This window comes from Pseudomonas sp. 22515 (genome assembly GCF_052044625.1).
GTDB lineage: Bacteria > Pseudomonadota > Gammaproteobacteria > Pseudomonadales > Pseudomonadaceae > Aquipseudomonas > Aquipseudomonas alloputida.
In genome coordinates this window covers 76,987-94,343 of sequence record NZ_JBQENN010000014.1, presented here as the reverse complement: position 1 = coordinate 94,343, position 17,357 = coordinate 76,987, and the positions used below count along the sequence as shown (strand labels likewise).

Below are 17,357 nucleotides of genomic sequence, written 5' to 3'. Positions count from 1 at the left end.
GACCCAACGCCTGGGCCAGGAGTTTCAACGGATTTTCCGGCCAGAAGCCGAACGGTAAAACGGCAGGCGAATACCGCCCAAGCCTGCGAAGAGGCCGGCACAGGCACCGCAAGTCACAAACCTTGCCCCGCCCCGTGCCACCCCTCACAATGCAGGCCTTCATAGCGTCAACTCGCAGGAACCTGCATGAAACTCGACAAACCCGCCGCCATCGCCCGGCGCAACGAAGCACTGGCCCGGCCGGTGCTGACCAGCAGCAATACCCTGTTCGCCATCCTGGACAACAAACGCAACCTGTGGTGGTTCGAAGTGCCAGTGGCACTGCTGGGCAAGGGCCAGGCCGACTGGGTCAACCTGCTGCTGCACACGCCAGAAAGCGATGAACTGCAGCACCTGAAGGTGCCCACCAATTTCCTCAAGGCTCACCTGGAGCAAATGGAAGTGCGCAAGCCCGGCAAGCGCCGCTCCACCATCAGCCTGGCCCTCAGCGCCGACCGTGACTCGCTGCTGCGCGACACCCGTCCGGGTGGCGAGCAGCTGGACTTCCGCAACTTCGTACAGGCGTAAGGCCGTCAGGCTTTCTCGATGCGATCGTCATGGATGACGATCAGGCCCTGCTTGAACAACCCGCCAATGGCCTTCTTGAAGTTGCCCTTGCTGACGTTGAACAGCTTGCTGATCAACGCAGGGTCACTCTTGTCGCACACCCCCAACACCCCGCCTTCGGCTTCCAGGCGCGCCAAGATCTGCTCTTGCAGGGTGTCCGCCAGGGCGGCGCCTACTGGCTGCAGGCTCAGTGAAAGCTTGCCGTCCTGGCGCACTTCCTTGATGAAGCCCTTCTCGTGCATGCCCGAGCGCAAGAACTTGAACACCTCGTTCTTGTGGATCAGGCCCCAGTGGCGGTTGTTGATGATGGCCTTGAAGCCCATCGGCGTCTCGCCGGCCACCAGCAGTTCGACCGGCTGGCCAACCTTGTAGTCGGCCGGGGTGACATCGAGGTAGCGGTCCAGGCGCGACGTGGCAGTGATCCGGCGGGTGCGCTTGTCGAGGTACACGTGCACCACGCAGTAATCACCGATCTTCAGCGGCCGAGCCTCTTCCGAGTAAGGCATCAGCAAGTCCTTGGACAGGCCCCAGTCCAGGAAGATACCGGCACCGTTGATGTCCTTGACCTTCAGGCTGGCGAACTCGCCGACCTGCACCTTGGGCTTCTCGGTGGTGGCGATCAGCTGGTCTTCGCTGTCCAGGTAGATGAACACGTTCAACCAGTCATCGACCTCGGTCTCGGCGTTTTTCGGGATGTAGCGCCCGGGCAGCAGGATTTCGCCATCGGCGCCGCCGTCCAGGTACAGACCGAAGTCCACGTGTTTCACGATTTGCAAACTGTTGTAACGCCCAAGCAGAGCCATTTCCGATGATCCTCAAGACAAGGCGGCTATTCTACACCTGAAGCCACCACATGGCCCGACCACTCATGCAGTGGAACCGCCAGGCCGCACTTGCATCTACCTTCTGGCCAGCCTGAGGAAGGAACAGCACATGCCGCTACGCCTGCCCAAAGCCCTGCTTATCGCCATCGGCTTCGCCCTGGCCTTGGCCGCCTGCAGCCGCATCGACCTGGCCTATCGCAACCTCGACCGCCTGGTGCCGTGGTCGCTGAGCGACTACCTGGACATGAACCGCGAGCAAAGGGCGCTGCTGGACGATCGGTTGCGCGAGCACCTGGCCTGGCATTGCAAGACTCAACTGCCCGGCTACCTCGACTGGCTCGACCGGCTACGTGAGCTGGTCGCCGACGACCAGGTCACCGACCAAGCGCTGCAGCAAAGCACCCGGGAGGTCCGTGAGGCAATTGGTCGGGTGGCCGAGGAAATCACCCCTTCGGCCACCGAACTGCTGCGCGGCATGAGCGACGACCAGGTAGCGCAGATGCGTGAAGCCTTCCGCGATGACATCAGTGAGCGGCAAAAGCAGTATGTGGATACGCCATTGCCGAAGCAGATGGCCCGCCGTAGCGAGCGCATGGAAAAACGCCTGACGCCATGGTTTGGCGAGTTGACGGCGGTACAGAAGCAACGCATCCAGACCTGGTCTCAAGCGCTGGGTGACCAGAACCGTGAATGGATCGCCAACCGTGCCCACTGGCAACAGCAACTGCTGTTGGCGATGAACCAGCGCAACGACTCCAGCTTCGAGCCGCGCCTGGCGACCTTGTTGCAGCGCAAGGAGAGTTTGTGGACACCCGAGTACCGGGCGGCGTATCAGAATACCGAGCGACAGGCGCGCAGCCTGCTGGTGGACCTGGTGCGGCAAAGCACCCCGCAACAGCGGCGGTTCCTGCAGGAACGGCTGAGCAAGGTGCGTACCCATTTGAGCGAGATGAAGTGTTTGAAGGCGTGACAGGTCTGTTCGACCTGATTCACCGGGCCTTGCGCCGATACGGAAACACATCGATCACTTTCCCCTCACGTATCGCCGCCTGCAGCCCCTTCCAGTAATCCGCGTCATACAGTTCCCCATGCAAGCGGCTGAATAACCGCCGCTGGCCCATATCGGCAAACAGAAACGGCGGAAACTCTTCGGGGAACACATCATGCGGCCCGATCGAGTACCACGGCTCGCCCGACATTTCGTCCTCCGGGTAACGCGGTGGCGGAATGTGGCGAAAATTCACCTCGGTCAGGAAGCTGATTTCGTCATAGTCGTAAAACACTACCCGGCCATGACGGGTCACGCCAAAGTTCTTCAGCAACATGTCGCCGGGGAAGATGTTCGCCGCCGCCAACTGCTTGATGGCCAGGCCGTAGTCCTCCAGCGCCTCCAGCACCTGGCCCTCGGTGGCCTGCTCCAGATACAGGTTCAACGGCGTCATGCGCCGCTCGGTCCAACAGTGGCGAATCAGCACCGTGTCGCCCTCCAGCGCCACCGTCGACGGTGCCACCTCCAGCAACTCGGCCAGGCAATCCGGCTCGAACTTGCTGCGCGGAAAGCGAAAATCGGCAAACTCCTGGGTGTCGGCCATACGCCCCACCCGGTCGACGCTCTTCACCAGCCGGTACTTGTCGATCACCGTGGCGCGGTCCACGGTTTTCGATGGCGAGAAGCGGTCCTTGATGATCTTGAACACCGTATTGAAGCCGGGCAAGGTAAACACGCTCATGACCATGCCCCGTACCCCTGGCGCCATGACAAAGCGGTCATCACTGCTGGCCAGGTGGTTGATCAGTGCGCGGTAGAACTCCGACTTGCCCTGCTTGTAGAACCCGATCGAGGTATACAGCTCGGCAATGTGCTTGCCCGGCAGGATGCGCTTGAGGAAATTGACGAACTCGGCGGGCACCGGGACATCGGCCATGAAGTAAGAGCGGGTAAACGAAAAGATGATCGACACCTCGGCCTCGTCGGTGATCAGTGCATCGGCCTCGATACCGTGGCCCTCGCGGTGCAACAAGGGAATCACCAACGGCCACTGCTCATCGCTGTTGTAAAGGCGGCCGACCAGATAGGCCCCCTTGTTGCGGTAAAGCACGGGTACAAACAGCTCTACGGCCAGCGCCGGGTCCTTGCACACCCAGTCGGGCAGGCATTCGCGCAGTTGTTCTTCCAGCCGCGCCAGGTCGCCTTCCAGGTCGCCATACGGCATGTCGAACGGGTAATCGGCGAACACCGCGCGCAGCAAGTTCCTGAGACTGCCGTCAAGCCGATAGGTACGGGTTTGCGCCGCGCGCTCGCGGCCGCGCATGGAAGGCCGGGTCGTGTGGATGAACATGCAGCCGTCGCTGATCAGGTCATGGCTGAACAGGCTGCAAAACAGCGAGTTGTACCAGGTCTCTGCCAGCTCGTCGTCCAGGCGTGGGTCGATCAGGTGGATATAGGCGTTTTTCACCAGCGGCCACTGTTCCACGTCCAGCAGCACCTCTGCGGCAAAGGCCTGGCGCAGCCAACCGTTGACTTCGGCGACTTTCTCTTCGTAGAGATTGATGCGGGCGGCGGCGGCCTGCTGGATATCCTGCCAGCGCGCCTGCTCGAAGCGCTGGCGAGCACCCAGGGTGATGCGCTGGAAATGATCGCGGTAGTCGTCGAAGCCGGCGAGGATCATCCGGGCGATTTCGACAGCGGGCCAGGGCTGGGACATGCGTGGGGCCTCGGAGCTGGGATTGAGTACAGAGCTTAGCCGCCCTTGGCTTCATGGGTTACGGCCTTTGAAGGCCCGAGCTGTAGTTGCAGCTGCCTTGCCCAGAGCCCCGCAGCCCAAGAGGAATTACACAGCAAGAAAGCACAAGAATCCCCCCGCCCCCTGGCGTACACTCGCGCCCCTGCCTTACCTCCGGAGACCGTTGTGAGCCCCATCGCCCTAGCCCGCCTGCTGACCCTTGCCGCCGTCTGGGGAGCGAGTTTCCTGTTCATGCGCATCATCGCCCCCGAACTGGGCACGGTGCCGACCGCGTTCTTCCGGGTTTCGATCGCCTGCCTGGGCCTGATCGTGCTTCTGGCCGCCGCCCGCGTGCGCTGGGACTTCCAGGGCAAGCTCGGCGCGTGCCTGGTGCTGGGCATGATCAACTCCGGCATCCCCGCCACCTTCTACTCGGTGGCGGCCCAGGTGCTGCCGGCCGGCTATTCGGCGATCTTCAACGCCACCACCCCGCTGATGGGTGTGCTGGTCGGCGTACTGTTCTTCCGCGAGCCAATGACCCTGGCCAAACTCTGCGGCATCTTCCTTGGCCTGTTCGGCGTCGGCATCCTCAGCGGCGCCGGCCCGGTGGCACTGGACATGGCCCTGCTGCAAGGCGCCCTCGCCTGCCTGGCGGCCACCACCTGCTACGGCTTTGCCGGGTTCCTCGCCCGCCGCTGGATCAGTGGCCTGGACAGCCGTCTTTCCGCGCTGGGCAGCATGCTCGGCGCAACGCTCATGCTGACCCCGCTGTTCGGCTGGAGCGCACTCACCCAACCGCCCGCCAGCTGGGGGGGCTGGGAGGTGTGGTTGTCGTTGCTGGGGCTGGGTTTGCTGTGCACCGCCTTTGCCTACATCCTGTACTTCCGCCTGCTCGAGGAAATCGGCCCGGTAAAAGCCAGCACCGTGACCTTCCTGATCCCGGTATTCGGCGTATTGTGGGGGGCATGGCTGCTGAATGAGCCGTTGTCGATGGCGCACCTATACGGCGGCCTGCTGATTGGCCTGGCCTTGTGGCTGGTGCTGCGCCCGGCGCGCAGCTGAAGCGGAGTACGGCATGAACAGCGCGTACAAGAAGGTCCTGTTCCGCCTGGAACAGGACGAGAACGGCTACCCACCAGCCTCGGTCGAGGGCCTGTGGGCCAAGGCCGTGGAAGGCGGCTATGCCATCGACAACATCCCCTTCCATGTCTATGGCATCGCCCCGGGCGACGTGATCGACACCCGCGAGGAAGCAGGCGAAACCTGGTTCGCAGCGCTGCGCCACAGCAGCGGCAGCTCGGTGTTCCGGGTGGTCGTCAAACCACCGGAAACCCTCGACCAGGTGCGCGCAGCATTGCTGGATTTCGGCTGCGCCTGTGAAACCGAGCAAGCAGTGAAGATGTTGGCGGTCGAGGTCCCACCGCAACGCTCGCTCGATACCCTGCTCTACTACCTGCTCACCCAGCGCGAAGCCGGCCTGCTGGACTTCGAGGAAGGCGTGTTGCGCCACGCCATCCCCGAAGAATTCCGCTAGGGCCTACGCCTCGGCCAGGCGCGCGGCAGGCTTGCGAAACACGAACAGCAGCCCTACCACGATCAGCCCCATGCCCAACAGGCTGAGCGGTGCCAGGCGGTTACCGAAGATCAGCAAGTCCATTACCGCAGTCACTGCCGGCACCAGGTAGAACAGGCTGGTGACATTGACCAGGTTGCCCTTGGCGATCAGCCGGTACAGCAGCAAGGTTGCCAGCAGCGAGACCACCAGGCCCATCCACAGCAGCGCACCGACGAAGCTGCCGGTCCACTCGACATGAAGCGGTTGCAGAGGTGCGAACAGCGCGCACATGGCAAAGCCGGCCAGGTACTGCAGCGGCAGTGTGCCCATGGGGTTGTCGGTAATGCGCTTCTGCAGGATCGAACCAAAGGTCATGCTGACCAACGCCAGCAGGGCGAACAGCATGCCCGCCAGCGATACCCCGCCCAGGTTGATGCCCTGGTAGACCACCATGATCAAGCCAGCCAACCCCAAACCCAGGCCGAACAAACGGCTCCAGGAGCGCTGGCGTTCCATCAGCACCACGGTGAGGATCGGTTGTACCCCCATCACCGTGGCCATGACGCCGGGGGTGACATGGGTATCAAGCGCCAACAGATAGAAGATCTGATAGGCACCGAGCAGCACACAACCGGTACCCAGGGCACGCAGAATGCTCCCGCGAGTACGCGGCCAGCGCAGCCCTAGCAACGGGCCGATCAGCAACAGGCCGGCCAGGGCCAGCGCCGAGCGCAACAGCAGAAAGGCAAACGGGCTGGCATGCGCCAGGCCGAGCTTGGAGACGATCGCCCCGCTGCTCCACAGCAGGACGAACAGGCAGGTAGTGGCCGCCGAGGCCACGGACGTTTTGGTAAAGACAGACATGAATTGCCACCTGATAGTAGGCAGATAAGCCAAACGGACGGCGTGCGCTTCAACGTGAGCAGTAACCGACCGTGTTCAGTACGTTGCGCGTGCGAAGGGTTGCGGCACGAAGCCGATCAGCCCAGCACAACCACGCAATGAGGCGGAGCTACGCCGCCTACGACGCCACTGACAGGTGGTGGGGAGTGACAGATCATGACCGGCTGCTGGCTACCACGCACGACCAAGCCCGCGACTGGCGCGATGGCAAAGCGTGTGGTGGAAGGGATGGCTGGCATGAACGCGGTCTTTGAGGAAGTGAATGTTCTGGAATATAGCGAGTGATTCTTCGCGGCACAACCCCGCTGCCACAAGCGCACCCTCGTCCTTGAAGGATCAGGCGCACCGGTGTCAGCGGGCTTGCCCCGCAAAAGAGGCCGGTTAGGCCAGAAAAAATCAGAACAACCAGCGATACAACAGATACGCCACCACTACCGCCAGTACCGGCCGCAGCACGCGGTAAGCCTTGGGGTTGGCGCGCTTGAACTGCTTCACGTGGTTGCTGATCCTGTTGCTGAAGCGCTTGCTCCAGGCGTACGCCTGGTTGATCCCGCCCACGCGCTCGTCGTCGGTGTTCTGCGGCGCGGTGGCGCGGCCGAGGAAGGCACTGACCTTACGGTTGATGCGCGTCATCAGTGGGCTACTCAGCGGGCGCTCGATGTCGCAGAACAGGATCACGCGGGTAACGTCGGTTTCGTTCTTGACCCAGTGCACGTAGGTTTCGTCGAACATCACGTCTTCGCCGTCACGCCAGGCGTACTGCTCACCGTCCACGTAGATGCGGCATGCGTCGGAGTTGGGCGTGGACAGCCCCAGGTGATAACGCAGCGAGCCTGCGAACGGGTCGCGGTGCGGGTTCAGGTGGCTGCCGCCGGGCAGCAGGGCAAACATTGCGCCTTTGACATTGGGGATGCGGCTGACCAGCTCGACAGTGCGCGGGCACAGGGTTTGCGCCGAAGGCAGCGGTTTGTCGTACCACTTCAGGTAAAAGCGCTTCCAGCCCTTCTTGAAGAACGAACCGAAGCCGGCGTCGTTATCTTTCTCAGCGGCACGGATATAGCCTTCGTCGAACAGGCGCATGGCCTCTTCGCGGATTTCCTGCCAGTTGTCCTTCAGCACGTCCAGCTCGGGGAAGCGCTGGCGATCCAGGTAGGGCTTGGACGGCACGCCGGAAAACAGGTACATCAACGCGTTGTAGGGGGCGAACAGCGCCGAATGGTTGACGAACTGGCGCAACACCGGCAGGCGGGCCTTGCCGCGCAAGTGCACGAACAGCACGCTGCCGAAAAACACCAGCAAGACACCCGCCTTGGCTGCAAAGGAAAAGGTCATGCTTTCACTCCTTGAGGAAGAGTCAGGGCTGCGCTGCCTGCTCTCCAGAAAATCATCCTGCCATCATAAACCGATCCCGCCGCAGTAAAAACAACCCGGGCGGGATCGCATTCATGAAGATTTTGCAATAAACCAGGCCGCCGATTGTTGCGCCGGATCAGCGGGAAGGCCGATTACTGCTGGTTTTCCTGCTCGCTGAACATGTCGCTGAACAGCATGCTCGACAAGTATCGCTCGCCCGAATCGGGCAGGATTACGACGATGGTCTTACCCTGCATTTCCGGTTTTTCGGCCAGGCGCACCGCTGCCGCCATTGCCGCACCGCAGGAAATACCACAAAGGATGCCCTCTTCCTGCATCAGGCGAATCGCCATGGCCTTGGACTCTTCGTCGGTCACCGTCACCACTTGGTCGACGATCGACAGGTCGAGGTTTTTCGGCACGAAGCCGGCGCCGATGCCCTGGATTTTGTGCGGGCTGGGCTTGAGTTCTTCGCCGGCCAGGGTCTGGCTGATCAGCGGCGATGCCACGGGCTCCACTGCCACCGACAGGATGGCCTTGCCCTGGGTATGTTTGATGTAACGCGACACGCCGGTGATGGTGCCGCCAGTGCCCACGCCCGCCACCAGCACGTCGATGGCGCCGTCCGTGTCGTTCCAGATCTCAGGACCGGTGGTTTTCTCGTGAATGGCCGGGTTGGCCGGGTTTTCGAACTGGCCCGGCAGGAAGTACTGCTCCGGGTCGGAGGCGACGATTTCGTTGGCCTTCTCGATGGCGCCCTTCATGCCCTTGGCCGGATCGGTCAATACCAGCTCGGCGCCCAGCGCCTTCAGTACCTTGCGGCGTTCCAGGCTCATCGAGGCGGGCATGGTCAGCATCAGCTTGTAGCCGCGGGCGGCGGCGACGAAGGCCAGGCCGATACCGGTGTTGCCCGAGGTGGGCTCGACGATGGTCATGCCCGGTTTGAGCTTGCCGCTGCTTTCGGCGTCCCAGACCATGTTCGCGCCAATGCGGCATTTGACCGAGTACCCGGGGTTGCGCCCTTCGATCTTGGCCAGGATGGTCACGCCGCGCGGGGCGATGCGATTGATCTGCACCAGCGGCGTGTTACCGATGGAGTGGGCGTTGTCTGCAAAGATACGGCTCATGGCAGGGGTCCTTGGCATGAAAAAGCAGGGAAATGCCTCAAGGGTAAGCCTGCGGCGGTGGCCCGTAAAGCCTGTTCGAACTCAGCCCGGCACGTTGCGGTCAACCGCACATCCCGCCCTGGAGACAGCCTCATGAAAGCCCGCTATCGCTGGCCGCTGGTCGGCCTGGCCAGCCTGATCGTGCTGCTGGTGGCGCTGCACCTGGCCCTGCCCTACCTGGTGCGCGACTACCTCAACGACAAGCTGGCCGACATGGGAGACTACCGCGGCCAGGTAGCCGATGTGGACCTGGCCTGGTGGCGCGGTGCCTATCAGATAAACGGGCTGAAAATCGTCAAGACCACCGGCAAGGTGCCCGTACCGTTTCTCGACGCCCCACTGATCGACCTCTCGGTGAGCTGGCATGCGTTGTGGTACGACAAGGCAGTGGTGGCGGAGGTGACCTTCGTGCATCCCGAGCTGAACTTTGTCGACGGTGGTAGCAAACAGGCGTCGCAGACCGGCCAAGGTACCGACTGGCGCCAGCAGCTGGAAAAACTCCTGCCCATCACCCTCAACGAAGTGCGTATCGACAATGGCGTGCTGACGTTCCGCAACTTCAATTCCAAGCCACCGGTCGACCTCAAGGCCACCCGGTTGAACGCCAGCATCCGCAACCTGACCAACGTGCGCGACCAGAAAGGCCGTCGCGACGCAAGTTTCGAAGGCACGGCGCTCATCGCGGGGGATGCGAACGTAGAAAGCCGTGCCACCTTCGACCCTTTCAGTGATTTCGACGACTTCGAATTCAGGCTTCGCGCCACCGGCATCGAGCTGCGCAAACTGAATGACTTTGCCAGCGCTTACGGCAAATTCGACTTCAATGCCGGGCACGGTGACGTGGTCATCGAGGCCCAGGCAGAAAACGGCCGGCTGAACGGCTATATAAAACCGCTGCTGCGTGATGTCGACGTGTTCGACTGGCAACAGGACGTCGAGGAAAAGGACAAGGGTTTCTTCCGCTCGGTGTGGGAGGCCTTGGTGGGGGCGACCGAGACGGTGCTGAAGAACCAGCCGAAAAACCAGTTCGCTACCCGGGTGGAGCTCAGCGGCAGTGTGCGCAAACAGGATGTCAGTGCCTTCGAGGCGTTCTTGCAGATCCTGCGCAACGGGTTTGTCCAGGCATTCAATGCGCGCTATGAGCAACCAGCGCCGAAGTCTGACTGAGACAGCGTGACGGGGCATTCAGGGACTGAATACCCGGTCTGCGTTTGCAGCCGCCTGGCCCCGCGTTATAGTCGGAAACAAATCCGGATTATGTGCTGCCTGTTCGGGCCGCTTCGCGGGTAAACCCGCACCTACAACCCTGTACCGCGAAAAGGCCCGCACAGCCCTAAACAGAGGACAACCCCCCATGAAGTTCGAAGGCACCCGCGACTACGTCGCCACAGACGACCTGAAACTGGCGGTAAACGCGGCCATTACCCTCGAACGCCCGCTGTTGGTCAAGGGCGAACCGGGCACCGGCAAAACCATGCTCGCCGAGCAGTTGGCGGCCTCGTTCGGGGCGCGCCTGATCACCTGGCACATCAAGTCCACCACCAAGGCCCACCAGGGGCTCTACGAGTACGACGCGGTCAGCCGCCTGCGCGATTCGCAGCTAGGCGTGGACAAGGTGCACGATGTGCGCAACTACCTGAAAAAGGGCAAGCTCTGGGAGGCCTTCGAGGCCGACGAGCGGGTCATCCTGCTGATCGACGAAATCGACAAGGCCGATATCGAATTCCCCAACGACCTGCTGCAAGAACTCGACAAGATGGAGTTCTACGTCTACGAAATCGACGAGACCATCAAGGCCAAACAGCGTCCGATCATCATCATTACCTCGAACAACGAAAAAGAGCTGCCGGACGCCTTCCTGCGCCGCTGCTTCTTCCACTACATCGCCTTCCCCGACCGCACGACCCTGCAGCAGATCGTCGACGTGCACTACCCGAACATCAGCCAGTCGCTGGTCAGTGAGGCGCTGGATGTGTTCTTCGACGTGCGCAAGGTGCCGGGGCTGAAGAAAAAGCCGTCCACCTCCGAGCTGGTCGACTGGCTCAAGCTGCTGATGGCCGACAACATCGGTGAAGCGGTGCTGCGCGAACGCGACCCGACCAAGGCCATCCCGCCGCTGGCCGGTGCGCTGGTAAAAAACGAGCAGGATGTACAACTGCTCGAGCGCCTGGCCTTCATGAGCCGGCGCGGCAACCGCTGACAGGAGCAGGGCCATGCTGCTCAATCTGTTCAATGAGATGCGTGCGGCCAAGGTGCCGGTTTCGGTGCGTGAACTGCTCGACCTGCACCAGGCCTTGCAAAAGCGCGTGGTGTTCGCCGACATGGACGCGTTCTACTACCTCGCCCGCGCCATCCTGGTGAAGGACGAACGCCACTTCGACAAGTTCGACCGTGCCTTCGCAGCCTACTTCAAGGGCCTGGAAAACCTCGACCGGCACATCGAGGCGCTGATCCCCGAAGACTGGCTGCGCAAGGAATTCGAGCGCTCGCTGACCGATGAAGAACGCGCACAGATCCAGTCGCTGGGCGGCCTGGACAAGCTTATCGAGGCCTTCAAGCAGCGCCTCGAAGAGCAGAAGGAACGCCACGCTGGCGGCAACAAGTGGATTGGCACCGGCGGCACCAGCCCATTCGGCTCGGGCGGCTTCAACCCCGAGGGCATCCGCGTCGGTGACGCCGGCAAGCGCCAGGGCAAGGCAGTAAAAGTCTGGGACCAACGCGAGTACAAGAACCTCGACGACCAGGTCGAGCTTGGCACCCGCAACATCAAGCTGGCCCTGCGCCGGCTGCGCAAGTTCGCCCGCGAAGGCGCCGCCGAAGAGCTGGACATCGACGGCACCATCGACCACACCGCGCGTGATGCCGGGTTGCTGAACATCCAGATGCGCCCCGAGCGGCGCAACACCGTGAAGCTGCTGTTGCTGCTCGACATTGGCGGTTCGATGGATGCCCACGTCAAAGTCTGCGAAGAGCTGTTCTCGGCCTGCAAGACCGAGTTCAAGCACCTGGAGTATTACTACTTCCACAATTGCGTTTATGAGTCGGTGTGGAAGAACAACCTGCGCCGCACGTCCGAACGTTTTTCCACCTTCGACCTGCTGCACAAGTACGGCGATGACTACAAGGTGGTGTTCGTCGGTGACGCGGCCATGGCGCCCTACGAGATCACCCAGCCGGGTGGCAGCGTGGAGCACTGGAACGAAGAAGCCGGGTATGTGTGGATCCAGCGTTTCATGGAAAAATTCAGGAAGGTCATCTGGATCAACCCGTACCCCAAGCAGGCCTGGGAGTACACCGCCTCGACCCATCTGGTGCGCGACCTGATCGAGGACAAGATGTATCCGCTGACCCTGCAAGGGTTGGAGGACGGGATGCGCTACCTGTCCAAGTGAGGTTGCCTGCTCCAACATCACCGTCAAGGCATGCACAGGACGTGTGTAGGAGCGGGTTCACCCGCGAAGAGGCCGCCCGCTCTACCGCCAACGGTTCAGGTAATCCTGCTGCTCCCGCCAGGCCTCGTCCTGCACCACCGCCCTGAACCGTACCACCGCCCCCGGCATGCACTGCGCCAGTTGCGCCAGCGCCAGCGGCGTCAGCGCGCCCAGCCGCGGGTACCCACCAATGGTCTGCCGGTCATTGAGCAACACGATCGGCTGCCCGTCCGGCGGCACCTGTACCGCACCCAGCGGGATCCCTTCGGAGATCATCGGCGCCCCTTGGTACACCAACTGCGGCCCCAACAACCGGATGCCCATGCGGTCGGCCCGGCTGTCCAGCGTCCACTCCCGGTTGAATGCCTCGAACAGGCTGGTACCGCTGAATTCACCAATCTGCGCGCCCATCACCAGGTCGAGCACCGGCTTTGGGGCGAACTGTGGGCACAACGCGTGCGGCACTTCGCGCAGGGGTGCACTGCTACCGGTAAAAGCCAATGCCTGGTTTCTAGCCAGCGCAGCCCCCTGGCCATCGATGCCACCCAGTGCTTCACGTACCACGGTGGCACAACTGCCCAGCACCTCCTCCCCCAGGAACCCACCCGGTGCCGCCAGATACGCCCGCACACCCACTTTGGGCTGTTTCAAGGTCAAGCGCTGCCCCTTGGCCAGGGCAAAGCTGCGCCATGGCGCCAGGGGCTGATCATCGACACACGCCTCCAGGTCGGCACCGGCCAGGGCCAGCACGCAATCCTGTTCAGCCACTACGCAAAAACCACCCAGCGCCACCTCGACCACCGGCGCCCCCAACGGGTTGCCCAGCAGCCAGTTGGCCCAGTGCATCGCCACCCAGTCCAGCGCCCCGCCCTGGGTCACGCCAAGGTGGCGCACGCCAAAGCGCCCGGCATCCTGTAACTGGCACAACGGCGTACTGGCCTCAATCATCAACTGCTTCATCCCTGCGCCTCCACATCACCACCCATGGCCAGGAATTCGCTGCGCGAAACCGGCACGAAGCGCACCCGGTCACCGGGTTGCAAAAGGCTGTAACCCTCACGCTCACGGTCGAACAACCGCACCGGGGTGCGCCCGATCAGGTTCCAGCCACCCGGCGATACTGCCGGGTAGGCCGCCGTCTGGCGCTCGGCAATACCCACACTGCCCGCCGCCACGCGCTTGCGCGGGGTACTCAGACGAGGGCTGGCCAGGCGCTCGTCGACCAGGCCCATAAAGCCGAAACCAGGCGCGAAGCCCAGGGCAAACACCGGGTAATCACGTTCGCCGTGCAACCGAACAATCTCCGCTTCACTCAAGCCGCTGCGGGCCGCCAGCACAGGCAGCTCGGGGCCGACACTGGCGTCGTACCACACCGGGATCTCGTGTCGGCGGCCGCCACTGCCGGTGTCAGGCTGCAAGCCGTCCAGCGCCTGAGCGATTCGCGCCCTGGCCTCGCCTGGCGGCAGGGCAGACTGCACCATCAGCGTGGTGTAGGACGGCACCAGGTCCAGCAGGTGCTCGCCGAACGCCGCGCTCAAGCGCCGGCTGGCGGCGAGCATCCATGGCATGTTGGCCTCATCGATACGGTCGAACAGGCGGACCATCAGGCTGTCGATGGCGACCACTTCAATTCGCGGTTTCATCACGCCTCCAGCCCATCGAGGGCCTGGCGAATCTGCCGCACCGCCGCCACCGAACTGTCGTTGTCGCCATGCACGCAGAGGGTGCGGGCGGCAAGCTGCAAGGCACTGCCATCGTCAGCCAACAGCGTTTCGCCTCGGGCCAGACGCACCGCCTGCTCCACCACCCGCGCCGGGTCGTGATGCACCGCACCCGGCAGGCGCCGCGACAGCAGATGGCCACTGGCGGTGTAGGCGCGGTCTGCGAACGCCTCGAACCATAGCGGCACGCCGATTTCATCGCCCAGTGCCTGGGCGGCACGGTTGTCGGCGGTGGCCATCAGCATCAACGACAGGTTGCTGTCATAGGCCGCGACGGCCTCCAGCACGGTACGCAGCTTGAGCGGGTCGGCCATCATGTCGTTGTACAGCGCACCATGGGGCTTCACATAGGCCACGCGACCACCCAGCACTTTGCAGATGCCATCCAGCGCACCAATCTGGTAATGCAGCAGGTCACGGATTTCTTCCGGGCTGCAGGCCATGGAACGGCGGCCAAAGCCGACCAGGTCCGGGTAGGCCGGATGCGCGCCGATAGTCACCCCGTGCTCCAGCGCCAGGGCCACGGTACGGCGCATGATACCGGGGTCGCCGGCGTGGTAGCCGCAGGCGATGTTGGCGCAATCGATGTAAGGCATGACCTCGGCATCCAGGCCCATGCGCCAGCTGCCGAAACTCTCACCCATGTCGCAATTGAGTAGCAGGCGTTCCACCACGCGGTCTCCCTTGTCGTTGTGCATAGGCCTACCTTACCGCGCCTGCAGCTGTTTGCCGCGGGTTTCCGGCAAGCTCAAGGCCGCCACGATCACAATGCCGTAGGACACCGCAGAAAACACGCCGATACCCAGGCCCAGCGGAACATTCTGGCCGAGCATGCCGATCATCAACGGAAACAGCGCGGCAATGACCTTGCCGATGTTGTAACAGAAGCCCTGCCCCGAACCCCGAATGCGCGTGGGGAACAGTTCGGTCAGAAACGCCCCCATGCCGCTGAAGATACCCGAGGCGAAGAAGCCCAACGGGAGGCCCAGCCACAGCATCACGCCATCGCTGACCGGCATCTGCGTGTACAACAGCACAATGACGAAAGAGCCCACGGCGAACAGGATGAAGTTCTTCTTGCGCCCCAGCAGGTCGGATAGATAAGCGCTGACCACATAGCCCATGTACGAGCCGACGATCACCATGGCCAGATAACCACCCGTGCCCAGCACGCTCAGGCCGCGTTCGTTCTTCAGGAAGGTTGGCAGCCACGAGGTGATGGCGTAGTAACCGCCGAGTGCGCCGGTGGTCAGCAGGGATGCCCGCACGGTGGTCCAGAGCATGCCCGGCGCGAAGATTTCGTAGAAGCGCGAGGGTGCCTCGGCGTTTTCCACTGCCTTGGCCTTACGATAGACCTCAGGGTCCTTGACCAGGCGGCGAACGAAGATAACGAAGATTGCCGGTACCAGCCCCAGCAGGAACAACGCACGCCAGGCCTGCTCTGCCGGCAGCCACGAGAACAGCAGCGCATAAAGGATGGCCGTGAGGCCCCAGCCAATTGCCCAACCGGACTGCACCATGCCCACCGCCTTGCCGCGGTCCTGGGCGCGGATCACCTCGCCGATCAACACCGCGCCGGCGGTCCACTCGCCACCGAAGCCAAAGCCCATGAGGGTTCGGGCAATCAACAGTTGCTCGTAGTTCTGAGCGAAGCCGCACAGGAAGGTGAAGAAGGCGAACCACAACACCGTCAGTTGCAGGGTACGCACCCGGCCGATGCGGTCGGAGAGGATACCGGCCACCCAGCCTCCTACAGCCGAGGCGATCAGCGTGCTGGTGTGGATCAACCCGGCTTCGGTGGTGGTGATACCCCACAGCATGATCAGTGTAGGAATGACGAAACTGAGCATCTGTGTGTCCATGCCGTCCAGGCCATAGCCAATCTTGCAGCTCCAGAAGGTACGTCGTTGCTGTTTGTCGATGTCGCGGTACCAGGCGAAAGGCCCGGACGAACGGAGGGAACTGACCTGCTGTTGCACGCCGGTGGGGTTCATGGATGCCTCGGCTTGTTGGTATTGTTTTATGGGCGACATGAAGCGTCGCGGCCTGGGCGTCATTGTTCAGAGGCCGCCTCGCCTGCGTCCAACGAAAAAAACCGCCGGTCTGGAACAAGAAAAACTGATCATGAACCTTCGCTTCCTCGAAACCTTCGTCTGGGTCGCCCGGCTCAAGAGCTTCCGCCTGACGGCAGAAAAGCTGTTCACCACCCAGGCTTCGGTATCCAGCCGTATTGCCGCACTGGAGGCTGACCTGGGCGTGAAGCTGTTGCTGCGCGACTCCCGCGGCGTCAGCCTGACCCCGGAGGGCGGCAAGGTGCTGGAATACGCCGAACGCATGCTGGAAACCGCCAAGGCCATGAAGCAGTCGCTGGACAGCGACCGGGCCAAGGTCGGGCGCATTCGCATCGGGGTAATGGACACTGTGATCCACACCTGGATGAGCGCGCTGGTGGCGGAGCTGACCGAGCGTTACCCGCAGGTGGAAATCGAACTGGTGGCCGACACCGCGCTGAACTTGCGCGAGCAGCTGCAGAAGGGCTTTCTTGACGTGATTTTGCAGACCGACTTGCTGCGCGAGCAATCGATCCGCAGCCTCGACCTGGCGCGCTACCCAATGGGCTGGGTGGTGGCCGCAGGCGCCCACCAGCACCGGGACTATGCGTCGCTGGCCGAACTTGGGCGCGAGCGCATCATCACCTTCTCGAAGAATTCACGGCCGCACCAAGAGGTGCTGAGCTTGCTGCAGGCTGCGGGGGCAGAGGCGCCGCGGTTGAATTGTGTGAATTCGGTGGCGGCGATTACCCGGCTGTTGCGCGACGGTTTTGGCATTGGCGCGCTACCGCCGGCGCTGGTGGATGCCGAGTTGGGCCGGGGCGAGCTGGTGCTGCTGGAAGGGTTGCAGCCGCCGCCGAGCCTTGAGCTGGTGGTGGCGTGGCAGACCGGGGTGGCATTGGTCGATGAGGTGGTTGGGGTTTGCCGGCAGGTGTTGGAGCGGTATGCGCGGGATGTGGGGGGGCAGCGGATCGTACTGGTCTGACCAACAGTTTCTGCCTGTACCGGCCCTTTCGCGGGCTTG

At 62.7% G+C, this 17,357-nt stretch carries 18 protein-coding genes; 9 read left to right on the top strand and 9 right to left on the bottom strand.

The window, feature by feature from the left end:
* Positions 1-186 precede the first annotated feature (186 nt).
* Positions 187-567, top strand: a complete 381-nt coding sequence (locus ACTJJN_RS14990; RefSeq protein WP_003254641.1) for a hypothetical protein — start codon at positions 187-189, stop codon at positions 565-567.
* Positions 568-572: 5 nt separating this feature from the next.
* Here the strand turns inward: ACTJJN_RS14990 and ACTJJN_RS14985 are convergent, their stop codons facing one another.
* On the bottom strand, positions 573-1,409 hold the full coding sequence (locus ACTJJN_RS14985) for a CvfB family protein (protein ID WP_012051513.1): 837 nt from the start codon (positions 1,407-1,409) through the stop codon (positions 573-575).
* A gap of 130 nt (positions 1,410-1,539) precedes the next feature.
* Between ACTJJN_RS14985 and ACTJJN_RS14980 the strand changes: the two genes are divergently transcribed.
* Entirely contained in the window at positions 1,540-2,400 is an 861-nt protein-coding gene (locus tag ACTJJN_RS14980) for a DUF6279 family lipoprotein (protein WP_121783032.1), read from the top strand.
* Positions 2,401-2,419: 19 nt separating this feature from the next.
* Here ACTJJN_RS14980 and aceK read toward each other — a convergent pair whose 3' ends face one another.
* Entirely contained in the window at positions 2,420-4,135 is a 1,716-nt protein-coding gene (gene aceK / locus ACTJJN_RS14975; RefSeq protein ID WP_010955236.1) for a bifunctional isocitrate dehydrogenase kinase/phosphatase, read from the bottom strand.
* 204 nt (positions 4,136-4,339) lie between these two features.
* Between aceK and ACTJJN_RS14970 the strand changes: the two genes are divergently transcribed.
* Together ACTJJN_RS14970 and ACTJJN_RS14965 are read left to right on the top strand one after the other, a co-directional pair.
* Positions 4,340-5,215, top strand: a complete 876-nt coding sequence (locus tag ACTJJN_RS14970) for a DMT family transporter (protein WP_004576045.1) — start codon at positions 4,340-4,342, stop codon at positions 5,213-5,215.
* A gap of 13 nt (positions 5,216-5,228) precedes the next feature.
* Complete coding sequence (locus tag ACTJJN_RS14965; RefSeq protein WP_004576044.1) at positions 5,229-5,687, top strand: DUF4265 domain-containing protein; 459 nt, start codon at positions 5,229-5,231, stop codon at positions 5,685-5,687.
* Between the two features lie 3 nt (positions 5,688-5,690).
* Here ACTJJN_RS14965 and ACTJJN_RS14960 read toward each other — a convergent pair whose 3' ends face one another.
* Positions 5,691-6,572: a DMT family transporter gene (locus ACTJJN_RS14960; RefSeq protein WP_221101102.1), complete on the bottom strand. Its 882-nt coding sequence runs from the start codon at positions 6,570-6,572 to the stop codon at positions 5,691-5,693.
* A 195-nt stretch (positions 6,573-6,767) separates the two neighbouring features.
* Here ACTJJN_RS14960 and ACTJJN_RS14955 point away from each other — a divergent pair, with 195 nt between their 5' ends.
* A complete protein-coding gene (locus ACTJJN_RS14955; RefSeq protein ID WP_014755693.1) occupies positions 6,768-6,896 on the top strand; it encodes a hypothetical protein in 129 nt (42 codons plus the stop codon).
* Between the two features lie 111 nt (positions 6,897-7,007).
* On the opposite strand, the gene ACTJJN_RS14950 is transcribed toward ACTJJN_RS14955, so the two are convergent.
* Together ACTJJN_RS14950 and cysK are read right to left on the bottom strand one after the other, a co-directional pair.
* Positions 7,008-7,943: an aspartyl/asparaginyl beta-hydroxylase domain-containing protein gene (locus tag ACTJJN_RS14950; protein WP_014590045.1), complete on the bottom strand. Its 936-nt coding sequence runs from the start codon at positions 7,941-7,943 to the stop codon at positions 7,008-7,010.
* Between the two features lie 173 nt (positions 7,944-8,116).
* Positions 8,117-9,091 carry a cysteine synthase A gene (gene cysK / locus ACTJJN_RS14945; protein ID WP_003254654.1) on the bottom strand — a complete coding sequence of 325 codons (975 nt, stop codon included), beginning with the start codon at positions 9,089-9,091 and terminating at the stop codon, positions 8,117-8,119.
* A 132-nt stretch (positions 9,092-9,223) separates the two neighbouring features.
* On the opposite strand from cysK, the gene ACTJJN_RS14940 reads away from it, so the two are divergent.
* The 3 genes from ACTJJN_RS14940 (at position 9,224) to ACTJJN_RS14930 (ending at position 12,522) form a co-directional block, all read left to right on the top strand.
* Positions 9,224-10,297 carry a DUF748 domain-containing protein gene (locus ACTJJN_RS14940; RefSeq protein ID WP_004576042.1) on the top strand — a complete coding sequence of 358 codons (1,074 nt, stop codon included), beginning with the start codon at positions 9,224-9,226 and terminating at the stop codon, positions 10,295-10,297.
* 187 nt (positions 10,298-10,484) lie between these two features.
* On the top strand, positions 10,485-11,330 hold the full coding sequence (locus ACTJJN_RS14935; RefSeq protein ID WP_003254658.1) for an AAA family ATPase: 846 nt from the start codon (positions 10,485-10,487) through the stop codon (positions 11,328-11,330).
* A gap of 13 nt (positions 11,331-11,343) precedes the next feature.
* Positions 11,344-12,522, top strand: coding sequence for a vWA domain-containing protein (locus ACTJJN_RS14930; RefSeq protein WP_012051509.1), 1,179 nt, complete (start codon positions 11,344-11,346; stop codon positions 12,520-12,522).
* A gap of 81 nt (positions 12,523-12,603) precedes the next feature.
* Here the strand turns inward: ACTJJN_RS14930 and ACTJJN_RS14925 are convergent, their stop codons facing one another.
* The 4 genes from ACTJJN_RS14925 to ACTJJN_RS14910 are packed head-to-tail and all read right to left on the bottom strand — an operon-like array spanning position 12,604 to position 16,276.
* Positions 12,604-13,521 carry a biotin-dependent carboxyltransferase family protein gene (locus ACTJJN_RS14925; protein WP_014755691.1) on the bottom strand — a complete coding sequence of 306 codons (918 nt, stop codon included), beginning with the start codon at positions 13,519-13,521 and terminating at the stop codon, positions 12,604-12,606.
* A complete protein-coding gene (pxpB, locus tag ACTJJN_RS14920; RefSeq protein ID WP_003254664.1) occupies positions 13,518-14,204 on the bottom strand; it encodes a 5-oxoprolinase subunit PxpB in 687 nt (228 codons plus the stop codon). The genes ACTJJN_RS14925 and pxpB overlap by 4 nt, the downstream gene beginning before the upstream one ends.
* A complete protein-coding gene (locus ACTJJN_RS14915) occupies positions 14,204-14,980 on the bottom strand; it encodes a 5-oxoprolinase subunit PxpA (protein ID WP_014755689.1) in 777 nt (258 codons plus the stop codon). Before ACTJJN_RS14915 ends, pxpB begins: the two co-directional genes overlap by 1 nt.
* A 9-nt stretch (positions 14,981-14,989) precedes the next feature.
* Complete coding sequence (locus ACTJJN_RS14910; RefSeq protein ID WP_003254666.1) at positions 14,990-16,276, bottom strand: MFS transporter; 1,287 nt, start codon at positions 16,274-16,276, stop codon at positions 14,990-14,992.
* 130 nt (positions 16,277-16,406) lie between these two features.
* Between ACTJJN_RS14910 and ACTJJN_RS14905 the strand changes: the two genes are divergently transcribed.
* A complete protein-coding gene (locus tag ACTJJN_RS14905; protein ID WP_003254668.1) occupies positions 16,407-17,318 on the top strand; it encodes a LysR family transcriptional regulator in 912 nt (303 codons plus the stop codon).
* Positions 17,319-17,357 lie beyond the last annotated feature (39 nt).